6 protein-coding genes and 11 pseudogenes are annotated in these 17,279 nt (G+C 61.5%); 1 reads left to right on the top strand and 16 read right to left on the bottom strand.

Annotated features, from left to right (window positions below; genetic code table 11):
- Positions 1-50: 50 nt before the first annotated feature.
- Positions 51-800 carry a Crp/Fnr family transcriptional regulator gene (locus JY451_10965; GenBank protein QZH74215.1) on the bottom strand — a complete coding sequence of 250 codons (750 nt, stop codon included), beginning with the start codon at positions 798-800 and terminating at the stop codon, positions 51-53.
- Between the two features lie 249 nt (positions 801-1,049).
- On the opposite strand from JY451_10965, the gene JY451_10960 reads away from it, so the two are divergent.
- Positions 1,050-1,307 carry a hypothetical protein gene (locus JY451_10960; GenBank protein ID QZH74214.1) on the top strand — a complete coding sequence of 86 codons (258 nt, stop codon included), beginning with the start codon at positions 1,050-1,052 and terminating at the stop codon, positions 1,305-1,307.
- A gap of 61 nt (positions 1,308-1,368) precedes the next feature.
- Here JY451_10960 and JY451_10955 read toward each other — a convergent pair whose 3' ends face one another.
- The 15 genes and pseudogenes from JY451_10955 to JY451_10885 all read right to left on the bottom strand — a co-directional run bounded on the left by JY451_10955 (position 1,369) and on the right by JY451_10885 (position 17,102).
- Positions 1,369-1,923 (bottom strand): hemerythrin domain-containing protein, encoded by a 555-nt coding sequence (locus JY451_10955; protein QZH74213.1) that lies wholly within the window; start codon positions 1,921-1,923, stop codon positions 1,369-1,371.
- A gap of 57 nt (positions 1,924-1,980) precedes the next feature.
- A complete protein-coding gene (locus JY451_10950) occupies positions 1,981-2,502 on the bottom strand; it encodes a DUF4142 domain-containing protein (GenBank protein ID QZH74212.1) in 522 nt (173 codons plus the stop codon).
- Between the two features lie 3 nt (positions 2,503-2,505).
- Positions 2,506-3,783, bottom strand: coding sequence for a hypothetical protein (locus tag JY451_10945; protein ID QZH74211.1), 1,278 nt, complete (start codon positions 3,781-3,783; stop codon positions 2,506-2,508).
- Positions 3,784-4,181: 398 nt separating this feature from the next.
- Entirely contained in the window at positions 4,182-5,483 is a 1,302-nt protein-coding gene (locus JY451_10940) for a hypothetical protein (protein QZH76686.1), read from the bottom strand.
- A gap of 858 nt (positions 5,484-6,341) precedes the next feature.
- Positions 6,342-7,004: pseudogene (locus tag JY451_10935) on the bottom strand (cadherin-like domain-containing protein).
- A 180-nt stretch (positions 7,005-7,184) separates the two neighbouring features.
- Positions 7,185-7,694, bottom strand: a pseudogene (locus JY451_10930) (tandem-95 repeat protein).
- A 54-nt stretch (positions 7,695-7,748) separates the two neighbouring features.
- Positions 7,749-9,050: pseudogene (locus JY451_10925) on the bottom strand (tandem-95 repeat protein).
- Between the two features lie 1,401 nt (positions 9,051-10,451).
- Positions 10,452-11,093 (bottom strand): annotated as a pseudogene (locus JY451_10920) (tandem-95 repeat protein).
- 93 nt (positions 11,094-11,186) lie between these two features.
- Positions 11,187-11,924 (bottom strand): annotated as a pseudogene (locus JY451_10915) (cadherin-like domain-containing protein).
- A gap of 384 nt (positions 11,925-12,308) precedes the next feature.
- Positions 12,309-12,479: pseudogene (locus JY451_10910) on the bottom strand (hypothetical protein).
- A 303-nt stretch (positions 12,480-12,782) separates the two neighbouring features.
- Positions 12,783-13,181, bottom strand: a pseudogene (locus JY451_10905) (calcium-binding protein).
- 558 nt (positions 13,182-13,739) lie between these two features.
- Positions 13,740-15,917 (bottom strand): annotated as a pseudogene (locus JY451_10900) (tandem-95 repeat protein).
- Positions 15,918-16,262 (bottom strand): annotated as a pseudogene (locus JY451_10895) (hypothetical protein).
- Between the two features lie 297 nt (positions 16,263-16,559).
- Positions 16,560-16,676, bottom strand: a pseudogene (locus tag JY451_10890) (calcium-binding protein).
- A pseudogene (locus JY451_10885) lies at positions 16,677-17,102 on the bottom strand (hypothetical protein). It lies immediately after the preceding pseudogene.
- Positions 17,103-17,279: the final 177 nt, after the last annotated feature.

The raw sequence follows: 17,279 nt of genomic DNA, 5'->3' as shown, positions 1-17,279 counted from the left end.
CTACTGGCAAGCCGGTTAGCCCGATTGGCTGTCGCGAGCTGCGCGCTGCCTCAGCCCGCTGCTTGCTTGTATTGCTGAACTCCCAGATGGAGATAGCGTTCATTGAAATCGGCGGCGTCACGCACTTTTCGCCAGTCGGGGAAGCTGATGCTGCGCCGGTCGCGTACGATCAGCCCGGCAGCGGCAAGGATCTTGAGCGTGCGGTTGACGTGCACCGGGGTAAGCCCTGCCGCATCGCCCAGTTCCTCCTGCGTCATCGGCAGGGTATACCCGTATCCCTCGGCCAGCCCCATCGCATCGAGGCGGCAGCCGAGTTCGCACAGGATATGGGCGATCCGTTCGGGCGCTTGCCGCCGCCCGACATTGACCACCCATTCGCGAAAAATCGCGGCTTCCACCAGCGTCTTCACGAAAATGGCTTCGCCGATCTGCGGGCTGGAGCGCGTCAGGTCCCGCAGCGCGTCGCGCGGGACGAGCGCGACTTCGCCACGGGTGAGCATCTGTACGCTGTGATCGGCGGTATCGAGCAGGAGGTTCTGGAAATCGACCGCGTCGCCGGGGATATGGATGGCGATGATCTGCCGGGTTCCGGCGCGGGTGATCTTCTGGCGATAGGCGTAGCCGGAAACGAGGACCCCGCAATGGGTGGGCGGCTCGCCTTCACGGACGAGGTAGCTTGAAGATTCCAGCGTGCGCAGATTATGGGGAAGAGCCAGCAACGCCTGGCGGTCATCCTCCGAGAAAGGTGATCTCAGCTCAAGGCTGCGAACGAGCAATTCGAGTGGGTGGCGCGTAGCCATAGTTTTCTCCCGACGCGTGGGCGGGAGCACAAATCAACTCTCAGTCGCCGGAGACCCTGATAGACGTTCTGGCGATAGAGCTTCTATAACATAGGAAATCACGAAACGGACTAACATTTGTTATGTTATTCGATGCAATGATAGCTATTTGCCTGAGATCGTGCAAGATGGGCAAATCGTCGGATTGGCAAGGGCTCTGGCGGCTGGGAGATGATCGCGCTCCCGCCCTCCAAAGCTTGGAAATCCGCAATGGCCAGATATTTTTTCCACTTACGTGACGGGCAGGATCTGCTCCTCGATCCGGATGGCCGGGAGCTTCCGGACATGGAGGCAGTCGCCGCAGCCACCTTGCGGGAAGCGCGGGAGATCATCAGCCACGACGCGCGCGAAGGGCGGATCAAGCTGGATTATCATCTCGACGTGCAGGATACTGGCGGCCAACTCGTCCATCGCCTCGACTTCGAGGACGCGGTTGTGGTCACGCGCTGTGCCACCAAGGCTGCATGAGTTTTGAGGCGGCGTTCGCCGGGTCACTGCGAGGAGGCAGCAATCCGGCGTGAACGACCCATCATGCGACCGTGGGAACCGATCCGGTCCCGCAGTAGCGTTCATATTCTTCTGCATAGCGGCGGTTGAGCAGCGCCCGTTTTTCGGGTGACGAATTCTGCACCACATCCGGCAGCCAGCTATCCTCCTCCTGGTAGATGTGCTGCTGAACGGCACCGCGGATGTGCTCCAGCTTCTCTTCCCATTCGGCGCTCATGGGATCGATCTGCTCCAGCTTGGCGAGCTGGATTTTCGTCATCGCGTGCTCTTCGTAGGCCATACCCGCATGGGTCTTGCCGCTGTCTTCGGAAACAATCGGATAGACCACTGCCTCTTCAGCCGTTGCGTGGCCGGTCAGTTCGGTAGCCAGTTGCTTGACGGTGCGTTCGCGGCTGGCGACGTCGGTGGCCGATCTCGCCTGTTCGAACAGCGACTCGATCTTGCGGTGCTGCTCCACGATCATGCCCAGCCAGGGTTCACCCACGGCAAGTTCGTCGACCCGGCGCCGGGCCTCGGCGCGCTGTTCATCGGACGCCGCAGGGGTGACGGCGGCGGCGACTCTATCCAGAAATGACATTCACATTCTCCTCGAAATGGCGGTGCTGCAAAAGCCTCCGCCGGTTGGACGGGTGATTCAGAACTGCTTTCGAACGATCTGCACATGGTTGAGATGGCGTTCGACAACCGGGAGCGCCCCAAGCGCAACCGAGCGCAATTGCGCATTGTCCCCGCCCTCGGCGTAGCTGCGGAACAGCGAGACTGTTTCCTCGTGAGCGAGGAGCTGCTGGTCTATGTAGGTCTTGTCGAAGGCGTCATCCGGCGCCTCCGCCAAGTGATCGAGCATCGTCTGGCGACGAGAATCCAGACTGTGCGGTGGAGAGGCCACGCCTTCGGCTTCGTTCATCTCCAGCGCGGCTTGCAGGTGGTGGGTGCTGGTGGTGTGATCGGCAATCATCTTTCGGGCGACACTCCGGACCGTCTCGTTGCCCGAGCGCGCAAGTGCGATCCGGGCGGCCTCGATCTCGTACCGGTCACCGATGGCCGCGTTCTCGACGAAGCTATCGGCTCCGGTGGTGCTTGCGGCGCTCAACTTGCCCGCAGTGCCGCCAAGACTATCCGTCAGCTTGTTCACGGTGTTCCTGATTTCTCCGGCCATTGTTCATGCCTCCTGGAGTTCGGCGGCGCGCGCGTCCGCACGGTGATAGTCGAGTTCGTCGTGCTGACCGTCCTCGCGCAGCGAAGCAACCGGGTGCGGGCCTTCGCTGGCGGAACGGTATTCATGCCCGTTTTCCGCACGCATCCGCTCGATGACCTGCTCGGTGGGAACGCCGCCCGCATTCACCTTTTGCTGGTAATCGAAATAGCGGTGACCGGGAGGCAGCTCGCCCACGGGGACGAACTGCGCATCGTAGGATGTCCAGGCGATCGTATCTTCGAGAACCTTCCGGACATACTCCTTGTTCGGTTCGAACTTCAGCGGATCGGGCATTCCGCTTTCCGGCAGGAAGCTTTCGGGATCGATCCCGTCGATTTCCTTCAGCATTTCGCAGGCCAGGCGCAGGTGTTCGATCTCCATGTTGAGATGCAGTTCCCACAGTGCCCGGATACGGTTGTCATCCTCGGTCACCATGCAGGACCAGTAGAGCCAGCATTCGTTGTATTCGTGGAGCACCAGATTGGTGAGCCAGCCAAGCGTGGGATCGAGGATGGATTCGTAATGCGTTACGTGCTCCTCCTCGATCTGCGCGATCTCGAGATAGAGCGCGCGGGCCAGCGGATTTTCGGGAATGTTGCCCGAATTCATGTAGAAATTCATGGTCTGCTGTTCGGCAGAAACGATGGTGATCGCATTCATCACCGACTGGGTATCGGCCGCCTTCAGGGTCATCGGCCGGCGCAATTCGTCATGCGGGTGGCGGTGCTGGAAAATGGTCGGTCGGCCCGGAAGGATCTCGGTCAATTCACCGGTGATATCCTCGGCTTTCCGTCGCTCGCCCAGCAGATCCATCAGGTTGGCGTAGCGATAGAGGTGGTCGAAATCCTCGAGCAGGGCGAAGTCATAGACCTTCTTCAGATACGGATCGGGTTCGTGCCGGGCGAGCCACGAAGTCAGATCGACGGCCACCTGCTCATAGCCGATCGTACGTTCAAGCGTGGTTTCGTCGCTCGGTAACAGCCAGTTGATTGCCTTCTGCTGCTGCTGTTCGATCCGGCGGACCATGGCAAGGTTCTGCTTGATGCCGGTGTCCGCAGTGTGCCGGGCGAACTGATGCGAGTTGATGATGGCTTCAACCTCGATGCCGTTCATCGCAATTACGCGGCAGCGGGTGTAGGGATCTACCGCCCTGGTATCGTAAGGAGCAGTGTTCAGCTCAGACCAGTTTCGTAGCTGCCGGTCGATCGGAATTCCACTCTCTTTCAAGGGGTTGAAGCTCATTTTACTCTCCTGCGGGGATACCCTTCTGTAATGTCCCATTAAGGAGTTCGTTCCGTTAACCTTGGTTAGTCGGCAATCCAACCTGACCAACTGTCTTACCTGTTTGTCCTTCTTTTCCAGAGAGTTGAATGCGAAAGCTGAAGTGCAACTCAGCGCCCAGAATAAGGAGACCGACGCGCTGAACGGAGGCTAGCGTGAGACGAAGCAAAGGGAGGCTCGCATTTGACGAAAGCACCTATCCCGAAGCTGGATCGGAGCGCGGGTCGGCCCACTTTGGTTTGGTGGAGGAAAGCCCGGATTTCGCCAAAATGTGCGGGGCGAAATTGCCTCCAAGACGGCTCACGGCGACCGCGCGCAAAGTGCCGGGCATCCGGTCCAGCCGCAGCACGATCAGTCGATCAGCCGAAGCTATCGTCCCGCCACAGTTGCAACACTTCGTGTGCGAACGGATCGGAGAGCGGGTTGTGTCGCCCGAGTGCATCGAGCCAGTCGCGTCCCCCCACGCTAATACCATAGTCGAGCCATTCCCCGCGCGAATCTCCTTCGAGAACACTCCGGCCTAACTGTTGCTCCTGATTGCCCTGAATGCCGAGCCATTCCGATGTCTGACCAGCGCCCAGTGCAACCGCGTTACCTCCACCCACGCGCTGGCTGGAGGCGAAGGTTGGCACATACGCCAGAGCAGCGTCATAGAAGGTGGCGCTGGTGCCATCGGTAAAGGTGAAACTGCCCTGCTGAACTATGGTCACTCCATCGATACCATTGTTGGCATCCGGTAAAGTGGCGGAAAGTCCGATCGCAGCAATTCCGGCAGCGACCAGTGACGAGACTTCGTCTTCGTCCACGACCCCATCGCTATCGGCATCCTGCCAGACACCGAATGCACCGAATCCATGGTCTGCAGTGTCGAGCACGCCATCACCGCTGCTGTCAAAACTCCGCAAACCGGCAAGATCGGTCAGCGCGCCCGGACTATCGGCGAGGAAGCTCAGCTCGCCCGCGTCGCTCACGGTCCCGTCCCCGTCGCGATCGATGAACAGGAAGGCATCGCCAGCGCCAATCCAGGCAGTCCGATCGGCTCTTCCATCGCCGTCGAAATCGAACGCAGCCGTGGTCGTCGAGGTTGTCGAGGTCACGATGCCGTTGCGATCAAGATCGAGCACTATCGGTGCAGCGAGGGAAATGGTCACGTTATCCGCTGCGAAATAAAGACGCTCAATGCCGATCAGCCAATCCTGACCGTCGTTGCCATAACTATCCGGCCGATTGTCCCTGATGATCGGCTGATTGCGGGTCAGATCAAGTACGTAATCCGTCGAGAACCCGGAATAGTGCGCGGTATCGATACCGAGCCCGCCGTAGAGGAAGTCATTTCCTTCGTTGCCCCAGAGTTCATCGTCGCCCCCGCGGCCTTGAAGCGCGTCGTCGCCACGCCCCCCGACAAGCCTGTCGACCTCACCACCGCCAACGACCAGGTCGTCCCCGCCCAATGCGTTTATCAGGTTGGCAGAGTACAGGTCGCCCCTCAGCTCGTCGTCGGACTCGGTGCCTTCCACGAACCCCGAATAGGGTGAATCTATGAAGGCGAGGGAGATAGTGGCGGTATCGGTGAAGGTGCCGTCGGATAGCGTATAGGTGATGGTGTCGCTGCCAAGGAAACCTGGAGCCGACGTGACCTCGATGAGATCGCCATTGATCACTGCAGTTACGTTCGCACCGCCCGAGACGGCCGATACGAACAGCACATCGCGGTTTTCATCAATGTCGTTGGCAAGCACATCGGCAATCGGGATCAGCAATCGTCCGTCATATCCGATGAACGGCCCGTCATCGGTTGCGACTGGGGCCACCGGGACTGGATAGATAGTCAGCCGGAACAGATCCTGGGCCCGATAGGCACTGGTGCCGTCACTGGCATAAATGCGGATATCGTAAAATCCATCAAGGCCGGTGGGGGGCATGCCGCTGAAGGTGGTTCCGTCAAACGTCAGCCAACTCGGCCAGCGTTGGCCCACGGCGATCGCTGTCAATGTGAGGGTGTCGCCGTTCAGATCGGTGAACATTCCGGTCGGGATGGTGAAGGAAACCGGCTGGTTCTCTGGTACCTGGATGTCCGCCATAGGCACAGCCAGCACAGGTCTTGCCGGGAACAGCGAAAGAGCTTCGATCACCGTGCCATCACCGAAGACAAGGAATTCGACGCCCAGCAGCGTGTCCGTTCCTTCATCTCCCGCGTCGGTAGCGTCGAGATCAGTCACCACCACAAAACCGGGCTGTGTTATTGTGATGTCAAAATCGGCGAAATTGCCATCGAAATAGGCGGTATCGGTGCCGTCATCGCCGAAAATGCGATCATCGCCCTGGAGGCCCCAGAACGAATCATTGCCGCCGCGCCCTCGCAGGACATCATTGCCTTCGGCCCCGGCCAACCGATCATCAAGCGCTCCACCGCGCACTCCATCGTCGCCACCACGGCCGTAATAGCTGAAGCTCTGCGTATCGTTTCCGCTTACCGCGTCACTGCCGTCGGTGCCCTCGGCAAACCCGCCGAAACGGTTGGTGATGTTTGCACTGACCGTTGCGGTATCGGTCAGGAAGCCATCGCTTATGGTGTAAGTGAATGTCGCGTTCCCAGCGAATGTAATGATCCGATCCAGCACGACGAAGCCATCGGTATCGATGAATACCGTTCCCGCGTTGCTCCCCTGCACCGAGATGATCGCAAAGTTGTCGTTGTCCGGATCGCTGTCATTGGCCAACAGCCATACGGGATCAATTCGCAGCCGGTCACCCGTGCCGGTCAGCGGGCCATCATCAATGGCTACCGGATTCAAGTTGAGATCGATGGCTGTGATTACGAAAACCTCGGTTTGCGTCAGCACCCCATCGTCGGCGGTCAGCTCGATTTCGTAAGTAGCGGAAAGATTGTTTGGCAGCGTGCCTGTAAACGCATTGCCGTCAAAGCTTAACCAGCCGGGTAGCGGATCCCCACCCACGAGCCTTGCCGTAATGGTAAGCAGATCGCCTTCGGCATCGGTAAATGTGAGCGGCTGCACGACCAGGCTTACGCTTTCACCCGTGGCTACCTCGAAATCAGCGATCGGAGCAGTTACGCTCGGTGCATCGTTCACCGGAGCAAAACTCAGAACCACCTGCTTCAAAGTTTCGACTTCGCCGTCGAAAGCCGCGAATTCGAGCGTCACATCACCGTTGAAGTTCAGCGGCGGCGTGCCGGTGATCGCTCCGGTCAGCGAATTGTAGGCGATCCACGCAGGCAGCGCGCCGCCGCCGGGGCTGCGCAGTTCGAGCACCAGCGCATCGCCATCGGCATCGGTGACAAGCGAGCGCGGCAAGGTGAAGGCGAACGGAGTGTCCTCGGTCCCCTCGAACGCCGGGATCGCCCCGATTTGCGGCGCATCGTTGCGCGCGGCGATGGTGAGGTTCACCCGCGCCACGTCGGTCGCGCCGCTGCTGTCGCGGATCTCGTATTCGAACCAGGCCGGGCCGATCGCGTTGGCTCCCGGCGTGATGACCAACTGGCCAATGCCGTTGTCCACTACGCTCACGCCGCTGCTGCCGAGCAGGCGGCTGATGGTGAAGGCCTGCCGGTCGACATCGAAATCGTTTTCGAGCAGCGCCGTGGTAAAAATCGTCAACGGGGTGTCTTCAACCAGGCTGAAGGTATCGTCGGTCGCCACCGGATTGTCCGGCGCGCCCAGCACTTCGATGGTCACCGTGGTCGGGATGGCGAAGCCGCTCTCGTTGGTAATCGCATAGGTCAGCGTCAGCGTGCCGAAGAAATCCGCCAGCGGGGTGACGCGATAGAGCCCGTTGTCGAGCAGCGTGACCCCCGGTCCGGCGAGGCCGAGGAAAGTCGGGATCGTGTCTTCGGGAACGTAATCGTTGGCCATCAGGAAGGCGGGATCGATATCGATGAAGGTATCTTCCAGCACTTCGAACCCGGCATCGGAGACCGCAATTGGCAGCTCGAATTCGGGCAGAACGATGATCTCGACAAAGCCGATGGAGGTCGCGCCGAATTCGTCGGTGACACGGTAATGGAAGCCGCCATCGCCGAAATAGCCCTCGCGGCCGAGGAACACGGCGGTATCGCCGACCTGCTGGACCGTGCCGTTGTCACCGTCGAACACTTCGACGAGGGTGAAGGCATCGCCTTCCACATCGCGATCATTGGCGATCAGTTCGGCCAGATCGATCACCAGCGGCGTGTCCTGATCGGCGAAATAGATGCCGTCCTGATTGGCGATCGGCGCGTCGTTGACGGCGGCAATATCGAATTCGATCAAGCCGTTGACCGTCCGCCGACCGTCGCTGATCGTGTAGCGGAAGGTCTGCAAGCCGGTGACGTTTTCCTCCGGCACGAATTGCCAGCGCCCGTCGGGCAGTTCCTGCAATCGGCTTTCCGCGCCAACCTTGTTCAGCGATACGAAGCTGAAGGTGTCGCCATCGGGATCGAAATCGTTGCCGAGCAGGTCGGCAATGGTGAATTCGAACGGCGTGTCCTCCACCGTGTCGAAGTGATCGAGCACCGCCACCGGCGCGCGGCTGGTGCTGACCACGTTGACTTCCACCAGCCCGACGCTGGTGCCGTGGACACTGTCCGTAACCAGATACTCGAAAGTCGCTGTCCCTTGCGTGTTCGGCGTCGGGTTGAACAAGATGTTCGTGCCATCGAAGAACACCGTCCCGCCCACGGGATTGCGCACGTCGATGAAGGTGATGGTATCGCCATCGTAATCGATATCGTTCGCCAGCAGCGTGGCGGGATCGATCACCAGAGCCGTGTCTTCCAGCCCGTTGACCCGGTCGAGATTGGCGACCGGCGGATCGAACAGCGGCTGGACGTTGAAGGCGATCTGCCCGGTCGAACTGCCCTGGCGGTCATCGGTGACGGTGTAGGTGACGCTGTCGACGCCCGAATAGGCGCTGTCGGGCGTGTAGGTGACGGTTGCCCCGTCGTTGCCGTCGAGTGCCCAGTTCGTGGTGGCCGTATTGCTCAGCGTGCCGTCCGAATGGGTGATCTCGATGGCGAAGCTCGCCAGCGTAGCCAGCGGGACCGTGGCGGTAATCAGGCCGGTGGCGGGATCGATCGCCATCCAGTCCGGCAGCGCTGCGCCGCCGACCAGCCGCGCCGAATAGCTGCCACCAGCAACTTCTGTCACCAGAGCAGCGCCGTCCAGCGTTACCACCGCTTCGTTGATGACCAATGCGCCGTTGGCGGCATCGGCAATCGCGATCACCCGCATCGCGTCACCGTCGTCGTCGCGGTCGTTGGCGAGCAGTTCCACCACGTCGAAAGTGATCGTGCCCTCTTCGAACAGGTCGAAGGCGTCGTTGCGCGGATCGGGCCGTTCGGCGGCCGGGCGGGTGTTGAAGACGATGAAGGCATCGTCCTCCGAAATCCCGCCCTTTTCGTCTTCCGCGCCGTAGCGGATCACGATGGCACCGTTGTAATCCTCCGGCGTGCTCAGTTCGATGCGTTCGCCATCGTCGCTGCCGCCGAGCAGGTTGTTCTCCACCACGGTGAAGGTCGGGTCGACCACCACTTCGGTGATGATCGACATGGTCGGCAGGCTGGAGCCGTTGCCGCCGACATCGATCCGCACCGGCACCGCGCCGACATATTCGCTGGCAGGAGTGCCGGAATAGCCGAAAGTCTCGCCGTCGAAATCGAGCCACGAATTGAGCGGCGCACCGCTTTCGCGGGTGGAATCGAGGCTGGTCGCCCCGCCCAGGTCGAGCGCGAACAGCCCCTGTTCGGCAAAGAACGGCAGGTTCTGCAACAGCGCATTGATTGCCGGATCGATGGGGTCGTCCGGATTGAGCACGAATTCCAGCGTGAAGCCGCGCGTGGTGGAAAGCCAGGTGTCCTCGTCAACCTGCTGCTCCCTGTCGGGAACCCAGGTGATCTGCACGCGGGCAACCGGCGCATCCTCATCGGGTTCGAAGCCTGATTTCGCCAGCGTCATCGTGGCATAGTCGAATTCCAGCCAGTCGGGCAGGTCGCGGCTGCTTGCGAGCGAGACCTTCCACTCGCCCGCACCCAGATCGAACAGGGCAATGTCGCTGTTGTAGGCGACCCCTGCGGCGACAGTGGCTGGATCGATGGAGAGAGTTTCCTCGAACGTCACCGGGCCACCCGCGCCGGGGGTGGTGAAGGTCAGTTCGACATCGAACGGATCGGTCACGTCCAACGGCGGTGTGCCGCTGAAGCTGAGCGTGGCGGCATCGAACACCAGCCAGGTTGGCAGTGGCGAGCCATCGGCCAGCGTGGCCTCCACGGTGACATCGTCGCCCAGCGTATCCGCGCCGAATTCGAAGCTCGTGGCGAAGGGTTCGCGGACGCTGAATCCGCCGAGCACGTCTTCTTCGACCGAGAACCCGGTGGCCAACTCGTCCACCACATCCTGATCGGTCGGGTCGAAGGCGAAGCGGAACGGATGCGTTGCCCCGTTGGACGGATCGCGGAGGAACACCACCACTTCGACCGGCGCGGTCAGGCCGTCCGGCACTACGCCGACGAAAGTGAGCGTGGCTTCGTCGAAGGCCAGCCAGCCCGGCAGTTCGCCGTTATTGTCGCTTCGAGCTTCCACGCTGTAATCGGGCGAGAGGAAGCGGAATTCCAGTTCGCCCAGCACTTCGGTGAAATTGTAGAAGATCACGTCGCCATCGCGGTCGAGATCGTTGCCGAAGGCTTCGGCGGGGATGATGTAGGTGGAGAAATCCTCGATCCCCGCCGCCACGTCATCGCGCACCACGGGCGCATCGTTGCGCGGCAGGATGGTGATGTGGACGGTGGCGCTGTCGGTCGCCCCGAAAGCATCGGTGATGGTATATTCGAAGCTGGCCGGACCGTTGAAGCTGTCGCGCGGGCTGAATTCGATCATCCCGTCCTCGTTCAACCGCACCTTCCCGTTCACCGCGAAGCGCGAAATGCTCTCGAAGGAGAGCACGTCGCCATTTTCGTCGGTATCGTTGAGCAGCAGCGTGGCCGGATCGATCAGCAACACGGTGTCTTCGAGCGTGCGCAGGCCGTAATCGTCCATCGCCTTTGGCGGATCGTTGAGCGGGCGCACCCTGATATTGTATTGCAGAACGGCGGAAAGGCCGCGCGCATCGATCACTTCGAATTCGATCACCGAGGCGCCGAGACGGGCCGGCGTGTAGTCGATCACGCCGGTCGCTTCGTCGAAGGTCAGCGAGCCGTTGGAGGTGGGATTTTCGTCCGCCCCGCCGACAAGGCCCACGAACTCGAAATCATCGCCTTCGATATCATACACATGGCGCATGATGTCATCGATGGTGATCGTGGTAGTCTGCTCCAGCCGGACGCTCTTCTCGTGCCGGCCGATGCGCGGAGCATCGTTGACCGGGGAGAAGTAGATTTCGACATCGGCGGTCGATTGCGCGCCCGAATTGTCTTCCAGCACATAGCGGAATCCGGCGAAGCCGAAGTAATCGGGGCGCGGGATGAACTCGATGTAATCGCCGTCCAGCTTGGCCGAGACGTGCGTGGCGGTGAAGCTGTAATCGTTGTTCTTGTACGGATCGATCGGATCACCGGCCAGATTGGTCAGCGGCAGGATCTCGACGATGCGCAGGCCTTCCTGCTCGGCATCGCCATCGACATCGTAATCGTTCGCCAGCAGGTTCTCGACCCGGATACGCAGCGGAATGTCTTCCACGCCATATTGCAGCGGATCGTCCACCGCCACCGGGGCATCGTTGACCGGGGCAAGGTTGACCTCGACCCGCGCGGTGGAGCGGCGGCCGAATTCGTCTTCCACAGTGTAGTTGAAGAAGGCGTCGCCGTTGTGATCCTGCACGCCCTGAAACACGATCATGCCATCGGCATTCACCGACACCGTGCCGAATTTGGGCGCAGAGACTCCGACGAAGGTGATGTTGGTAATATCAGCGGCGTCGTTTTCGATCAGGTCTGCCGGATCGATCAGGACCGGCTGGTCCTCGGTCGCAATGCGGACGATATCGTCCTGTGCGTTGAAGCGGCCGGGGCGCAGGTTGGCGGCGATGAAGGCCGCATCCCACACGGTGCCGTCGGCGAACACGATCTCCTCGATCCCGTTCGCCGCGCCGAGGAAGTGATCGGTGACGGTGATCGTATCGATCAGGAATCCGTCATCGCGCTCCAGTTCGATGAACAGGTCGTCGCCGAAGCGGATCAGCGAGACCCCGCTGGTGAGCACTTCGGCATCGAAGACCACCCGGTCGATATCGGCGGCATTGCCGAGCTCGGTGATGGTATCCTCGGCGCTGTCGAGCCCGAACAGGTAAATGTCCGAACCCAGCCCGCCCATCAGCAGGTCGTTGCCGAACATCCCGTCAAAAGTGTCGCCCAGATCGCTGCCGACGAAGGTATCGATCCAGCTGGAGCCGACCAGCTTCTCGATCCCGAACAGCGTATCGCCCAGCGCTTCGCCCGCCGAACCAGTGCCGGTGGAGAGATCGACCACCACGCCATTGTCCGCGCCCGAATAGTCGGCGGTATCGAACCCGCCACGGCCATCGATAATGTCCGCACCCAGGTTGCCGCGGATGATGTTGTCCTGGTCGTCGCCGCGAATCGTGTCGTTCTGGTTGGAACCGATGACGATCTCGATCGAGGAGAAGGTGTCGCCCTCGGCGTCGCCCGAACTGGCGCTGCCGTCGACCATGTCGATCACGATTCCGAGGTTCGAGAGCGAGTAGTCGGCGGTGTCCACGCCTTCGCCGCCGAGCAGCTGGTCCGCTCCGCGACCGCCGATCAGCACGTCATCGCCGTCAAGGCCGATCAGAATGTCGTCGCCCCGCCCGCCGTCGAGCAGGTTGTCGCCGTCATCGCCGGTGAGGCTGTCGGCGTGTTCGGTACCGATCAGGTTTTCGATGCTGTCGAGTTCGTCACCCTCGGCCCAGCCGCCGCTCGCCGTATCGTCGATCAGCGACACGGTGACGCCGGCATCGGAGAAGAAATAGCTCGCCGTGTCGGAGCCGAGGCCGCCGTCGAGCACGTCTCCGCCGGTGCCGCCGTCGAGCGTGTCGTCACCCTCGCCGCCGAGCAGCAGGTCGATTCCGCCGCGCCCTTCGAGCAGGTCATTGCCTTCGAGACTTGAGAGCGTATTCGCTTCCCCGTCGCCGCCCAAGATATCAGCGAAGCGGGTGCCCGAAAGCGCCTCGATCCCGATATAGGTATCGCCCTGCGCAAAGCCGCCCTGGCCCACGCGCGATTCAAGGTCGGCACGCACGCCGATGTTCGACCCGGCAAAGCTGACCGTATCGAAGCCCGCGCCGCCGGTGATGTGATCGCCGCCGTCGCCGCCGTCGATCCAGTCGTCACCATTGCCGGCATCGACAACGTCGTTGCCGTCGGCAGCGTAGATAACGTCGTTGCCGTCCTTGCCGAGGATCAGGTCGTCACGGCGATAGCCCCAGATCGTTTCATCCAGCGCATTGCCTTCGAGGTAATCGATGAACGGCGTGCCCGCCAGCTCGCCCGAGTAGACCGGTGCCACGTGCGCGGAAGCGAAGCCGACATCGAGCAGGCCTTCCTCGTCGCGGATCAGGTATTCGATCACGATCTCGCCGCTGAATCCCGGATCGAACCGGGCGACGAGGAACTGCTCGCCACGGAACGGCACGATCTCGAAAGTGCCGACCTGCACCCGGTTGCCCTGCGCCAGTTCGACCGGATCGAGCACCGCCAGCACGGCGACGAATTCGGGCCGCGCGCGATCGGGATCGTCCAGATCATCGTCGATGATCCCGTCACCGTCGTGGTCGGCCTGCTCGATATCGAAATCGTTGAACAGCAGATCGGCAACATTGATCGCCAGCGGAATGTCGAACGGGGTGACGAAGCCGCTGTCGTAAACCACCGTCGGATCGTCGTTCGACGGGATGATGACGATATCGACAAAGCCCTCTGATGAGCCTTCGATATTGTCGGTTACGCCGTAAACGAAGCCCGAAGAGAAGGTGGCATCGCGGTTCGGCGTGAACAGCAGGTTGCCGTCCACATCGTATTCAAGCGTGCCATTGAGCGGGCCTGCCGCTTCGCCGCCGAATGTGAACACGTCGCCGAGCCCGTTGAGTGGACGCCAGCCGAGGAAGGTCAGCGGATCGCGATCGACATCGACATCGTTCGCGAGCAGCACGTGGATCGGAATGGTGGTGGGAATGTCTTCGAAAACCCAGACCTCGTCCGCCACCGCTTCCGGCGGGGCATCGCTGACATTGTCGAAATAAAGCGTGACCCGGCCACCCGCCACCAGCCCTTCGGGATCGATGATGGTATAGGCAAAGCTCGCTTCGCCCCAGAAATCGGGATCGGGCGTGAAGGTAAGGGTGTCGCCGTCCAACGTCACATCACCGTTCACCGCCGAACCGAAATTCTCGAAGAAGACCGCAAAGCCCTCGACGTCGAAATCATTATTCAGCAATTCGATGATCGGGATATCGATGGCGAGATCTTCCGGCCCGCGCAGGAAAGTGAGCTGATCGCTGGTGTAGCTGTCGTCGCGCGCCACCGGATTGTCGTTCACCGCAGTATAGGCCAGCGTCGCCTTGGCCCAGGCGAAACCGCCCTGCCCGTCGCTGGCGAGATATTCGAAGCTCGCCTCGCCGTTGAAATTGGCGTTCGGGGTGAACAGCACCGTCTGGTTGTCGAGCAGTTGCGCGCGCCCGCCAACGGCATTGCGCACGCCCGCCAGCGTCAGGTCATCGCCATCCTGGTCGGGATCGTTGGCGAACAGCTGGGTGGCGTTGATGACGATCGGATTGTCTTCGAGGATCGGTCCACCTGCCTGAGTCTGGTCGATGTAGTCGTCGGTCGCCTCGGGCACCTGGTTGACCGGCTCGACATAGACATTGACCGTGGCGGTGCTCTGCGCGCCGCTCGGATCGGCAATCGTATAGGTGAAGCTTGCATTGCCCCAGAAATAGGGATCGATTGGCTCGACCTGCACCGTGCCGCCCGGCAGCAGTGAAACTTGCAGGGTGGCTGATGACTGCACCGAAACGATGGTCAGCGCGTCGCCATCGATATCGCTGTCGTTCCCCAGCAGCGAGCCCGGCAAGATCTGGAAGCCCTGCCCTTCCAGCGTGGTGAATCCGGAATTGTTGCGCGCAATCGGCGCATCGTTGACCGGGGTGACGGTCATGAACACTGTCGCCTCGGCGCGCCCGCCTTCGGGCGTGTTGGCGGCATAGGTGAACTGCGCCGGGCCATTGTAATTGGCGGTGGGAGTAAAGCTGACCGTGCCGTCGCTGGCGATGGAAACAGAGCCGTTCACCGCGTTCAGCACCTGGCCGATGATCATCCGGTCCCCATCGATATCGTTCGACAGTAGGCGGCTGGCGTCGATGGTGAGGAAGGCATCTTCCGCCACGGTGAAGCCGGTATCGTCCAGCGCGCGTGCAATCGGGCGGACGTTGATGTTGACCTCCGCCTCAGCGAAGGCGTTGTTGCCGTCGCCAATGCGGTAGGTGATCGTGGTCGGCCCGGTGAACCCTGCCGTCGGCGTGAACAGCACGTTGCCCAGCCCGTCGAGCACCGCCGTGCCCGCCGCGCCGCCATCGACCGAAACCACGGTGAGCGGATCTTCGTCGGCATCGAAGTCGTTGGCCAGCAGCGCGCTGAGCGAAATGGTCAGCGTATTGCCGGTGATGACCGAGTAATAGCCATCCTCCGTGGCTACGGGGGCATTGTTTGCCAGTAGCGTGCGGATGATCTCGCGATCCCACACCGTGCCATCGCCGAACACGTAGCTCTCGATCCCGCGTCCGTCGGGTGCCAATGCATCGATCAGCGTCAGGCTGTCGCCATCGTTGCCCACGAAGGTCAGCTCGATACTGTCGCTGCCCCGGAACAACCGCGAAACCGCAACGTCAGCGGCATCGAAATCAAGCAGGTAGAGCGTATCGATATCGGTGGTGGAGGTGCTGGCATCGTCGATGGTGTCGTGGCCGTCACCCAGCCCGAAGGTATAGCTGTCCGATCCGCCCTTGCCGGTCAGGACATCGTCGCCCGCCTTGTGGATGAAAACATCGGCGGTGTCGAAACCTTCGACGTTGTCGTCCCCGGCGGTGTCGATGTCCTGGAGCGCACGGGCGCGCATCTCGGCGCGGGTCCAGATCGTGTTGTCGGCAAAGCGGATCGTCAGGCTATTGCCGCCCGTGCCGTTCGCGCTGCCGAGCACCTTGGTCAGCACCAGCCGGTCGGTGCTGTCCTTGAAGGTAATGACCAGATCGTCGCTGTTCGGCCCGCCGCGCACCGCGCTTTCGATATCCGCGACATTGTAGTCGGGCAGTTCGAGCACATCGACACCGGTACCGAAGGCGTTGATGCGATCGTCGCCATCGCCTTCGCGGAAGAGGTAACGATCGTTGCCGCCCAGCCCTTCGATCAGGTCGTCGCCCTTGCTGGCTTCGATCACGTCGTTGCCATTGGTGCCGACGATCACTTCACCCCGGTCGCTGCTCTGGATATCGAGGATGATCTCGGCGATATCCGCGATCGTATAGGTCGTGCCATCGTCGAGCACGATTGTTTCGATCCCGCGATTGGCCGGATCGAGCAGGTCGACAACGATTATCTCGTCATCGCTGCTGGTGAAGCGGATCGCCACGTCCTCGCTGGTGCTGCCCAGCCGCACGAAACGCAGTTCGCCCGGCAGATAGCCGTGCAGTTCCAGCCGGTCGGCAGTCGATTGCGCTTCATCGTTGATGAGATCGCGCCCGTCGCCGCGCGTGAAGACATATGTATCGTTGCCAAGCCGCCCGTACAGACGATCACTGCCGACGCCGCCTTCGAGGGTGTTGGCGAATTCATCGCCGAACAGCCGGTCATCCAGCCCGGTGGGCAACATGGCGAGCATCTGTGCGACGTCCCATTGCGTGCCGTCGTCGAACCGCACCGTCTCGATCCGCCCGGTGGTGAGCGCATTCTCGATCCGCACTCGATCACTGGTCCCGGCGATCTTGAGGATCAGCGCCGAACCGTCGCTCGATTGCTGAACGGTGACATCGTCAGGGTCGATCCCCGCGCCCAGTTGCAGCACGTCCGCCGCGCCGCCGCTGTCGAGAATGCGATCCTGCCCGTCACCCAGATTGAAGCGATAGGTATCGTCACCCAGCCCGCCTTCGAGCAGGTCCACCCCGCCCCCGCCCGCCAGATCGTCGTTCCCGCCACGAGTGATGATCCGGTCGTCGCCGCCCAGCCCGGCCACCACTTCGGCCAGATCGTCGGTTCCGTAAACAAGATCGTCACCCGCCGTGGTCGCCCGCGCGAGCGCATCGAGCATGGCAGCATCCCAGACGGTGCCGTCATCGAACTGCACGCGGAAATGGCTCGCCGAAGCGGTGCCGACTGCGAGGTCCACCCGGCTACCGAAGGTGTCGAACAGCAACGAAAGGCTGTCCGCGTCGCGGATAACGCGGACATTGGCGGGGTCCTGCCCCGCCCCGAGTAGCACGGTATT

Source organism: Erythrobacter sp., assembly GCA_019739335.1.
GTDB lineage: Bacteria > Pseudomonadota > Alphaproteobacteria > Sphingomonadales > Sphingomonadaceae > Alteraurantiacibacter.
Note: the sequence above shows the minus strand (reverse complement) of the source record. Positions and strands in the feature narration are given on the sequence as shown.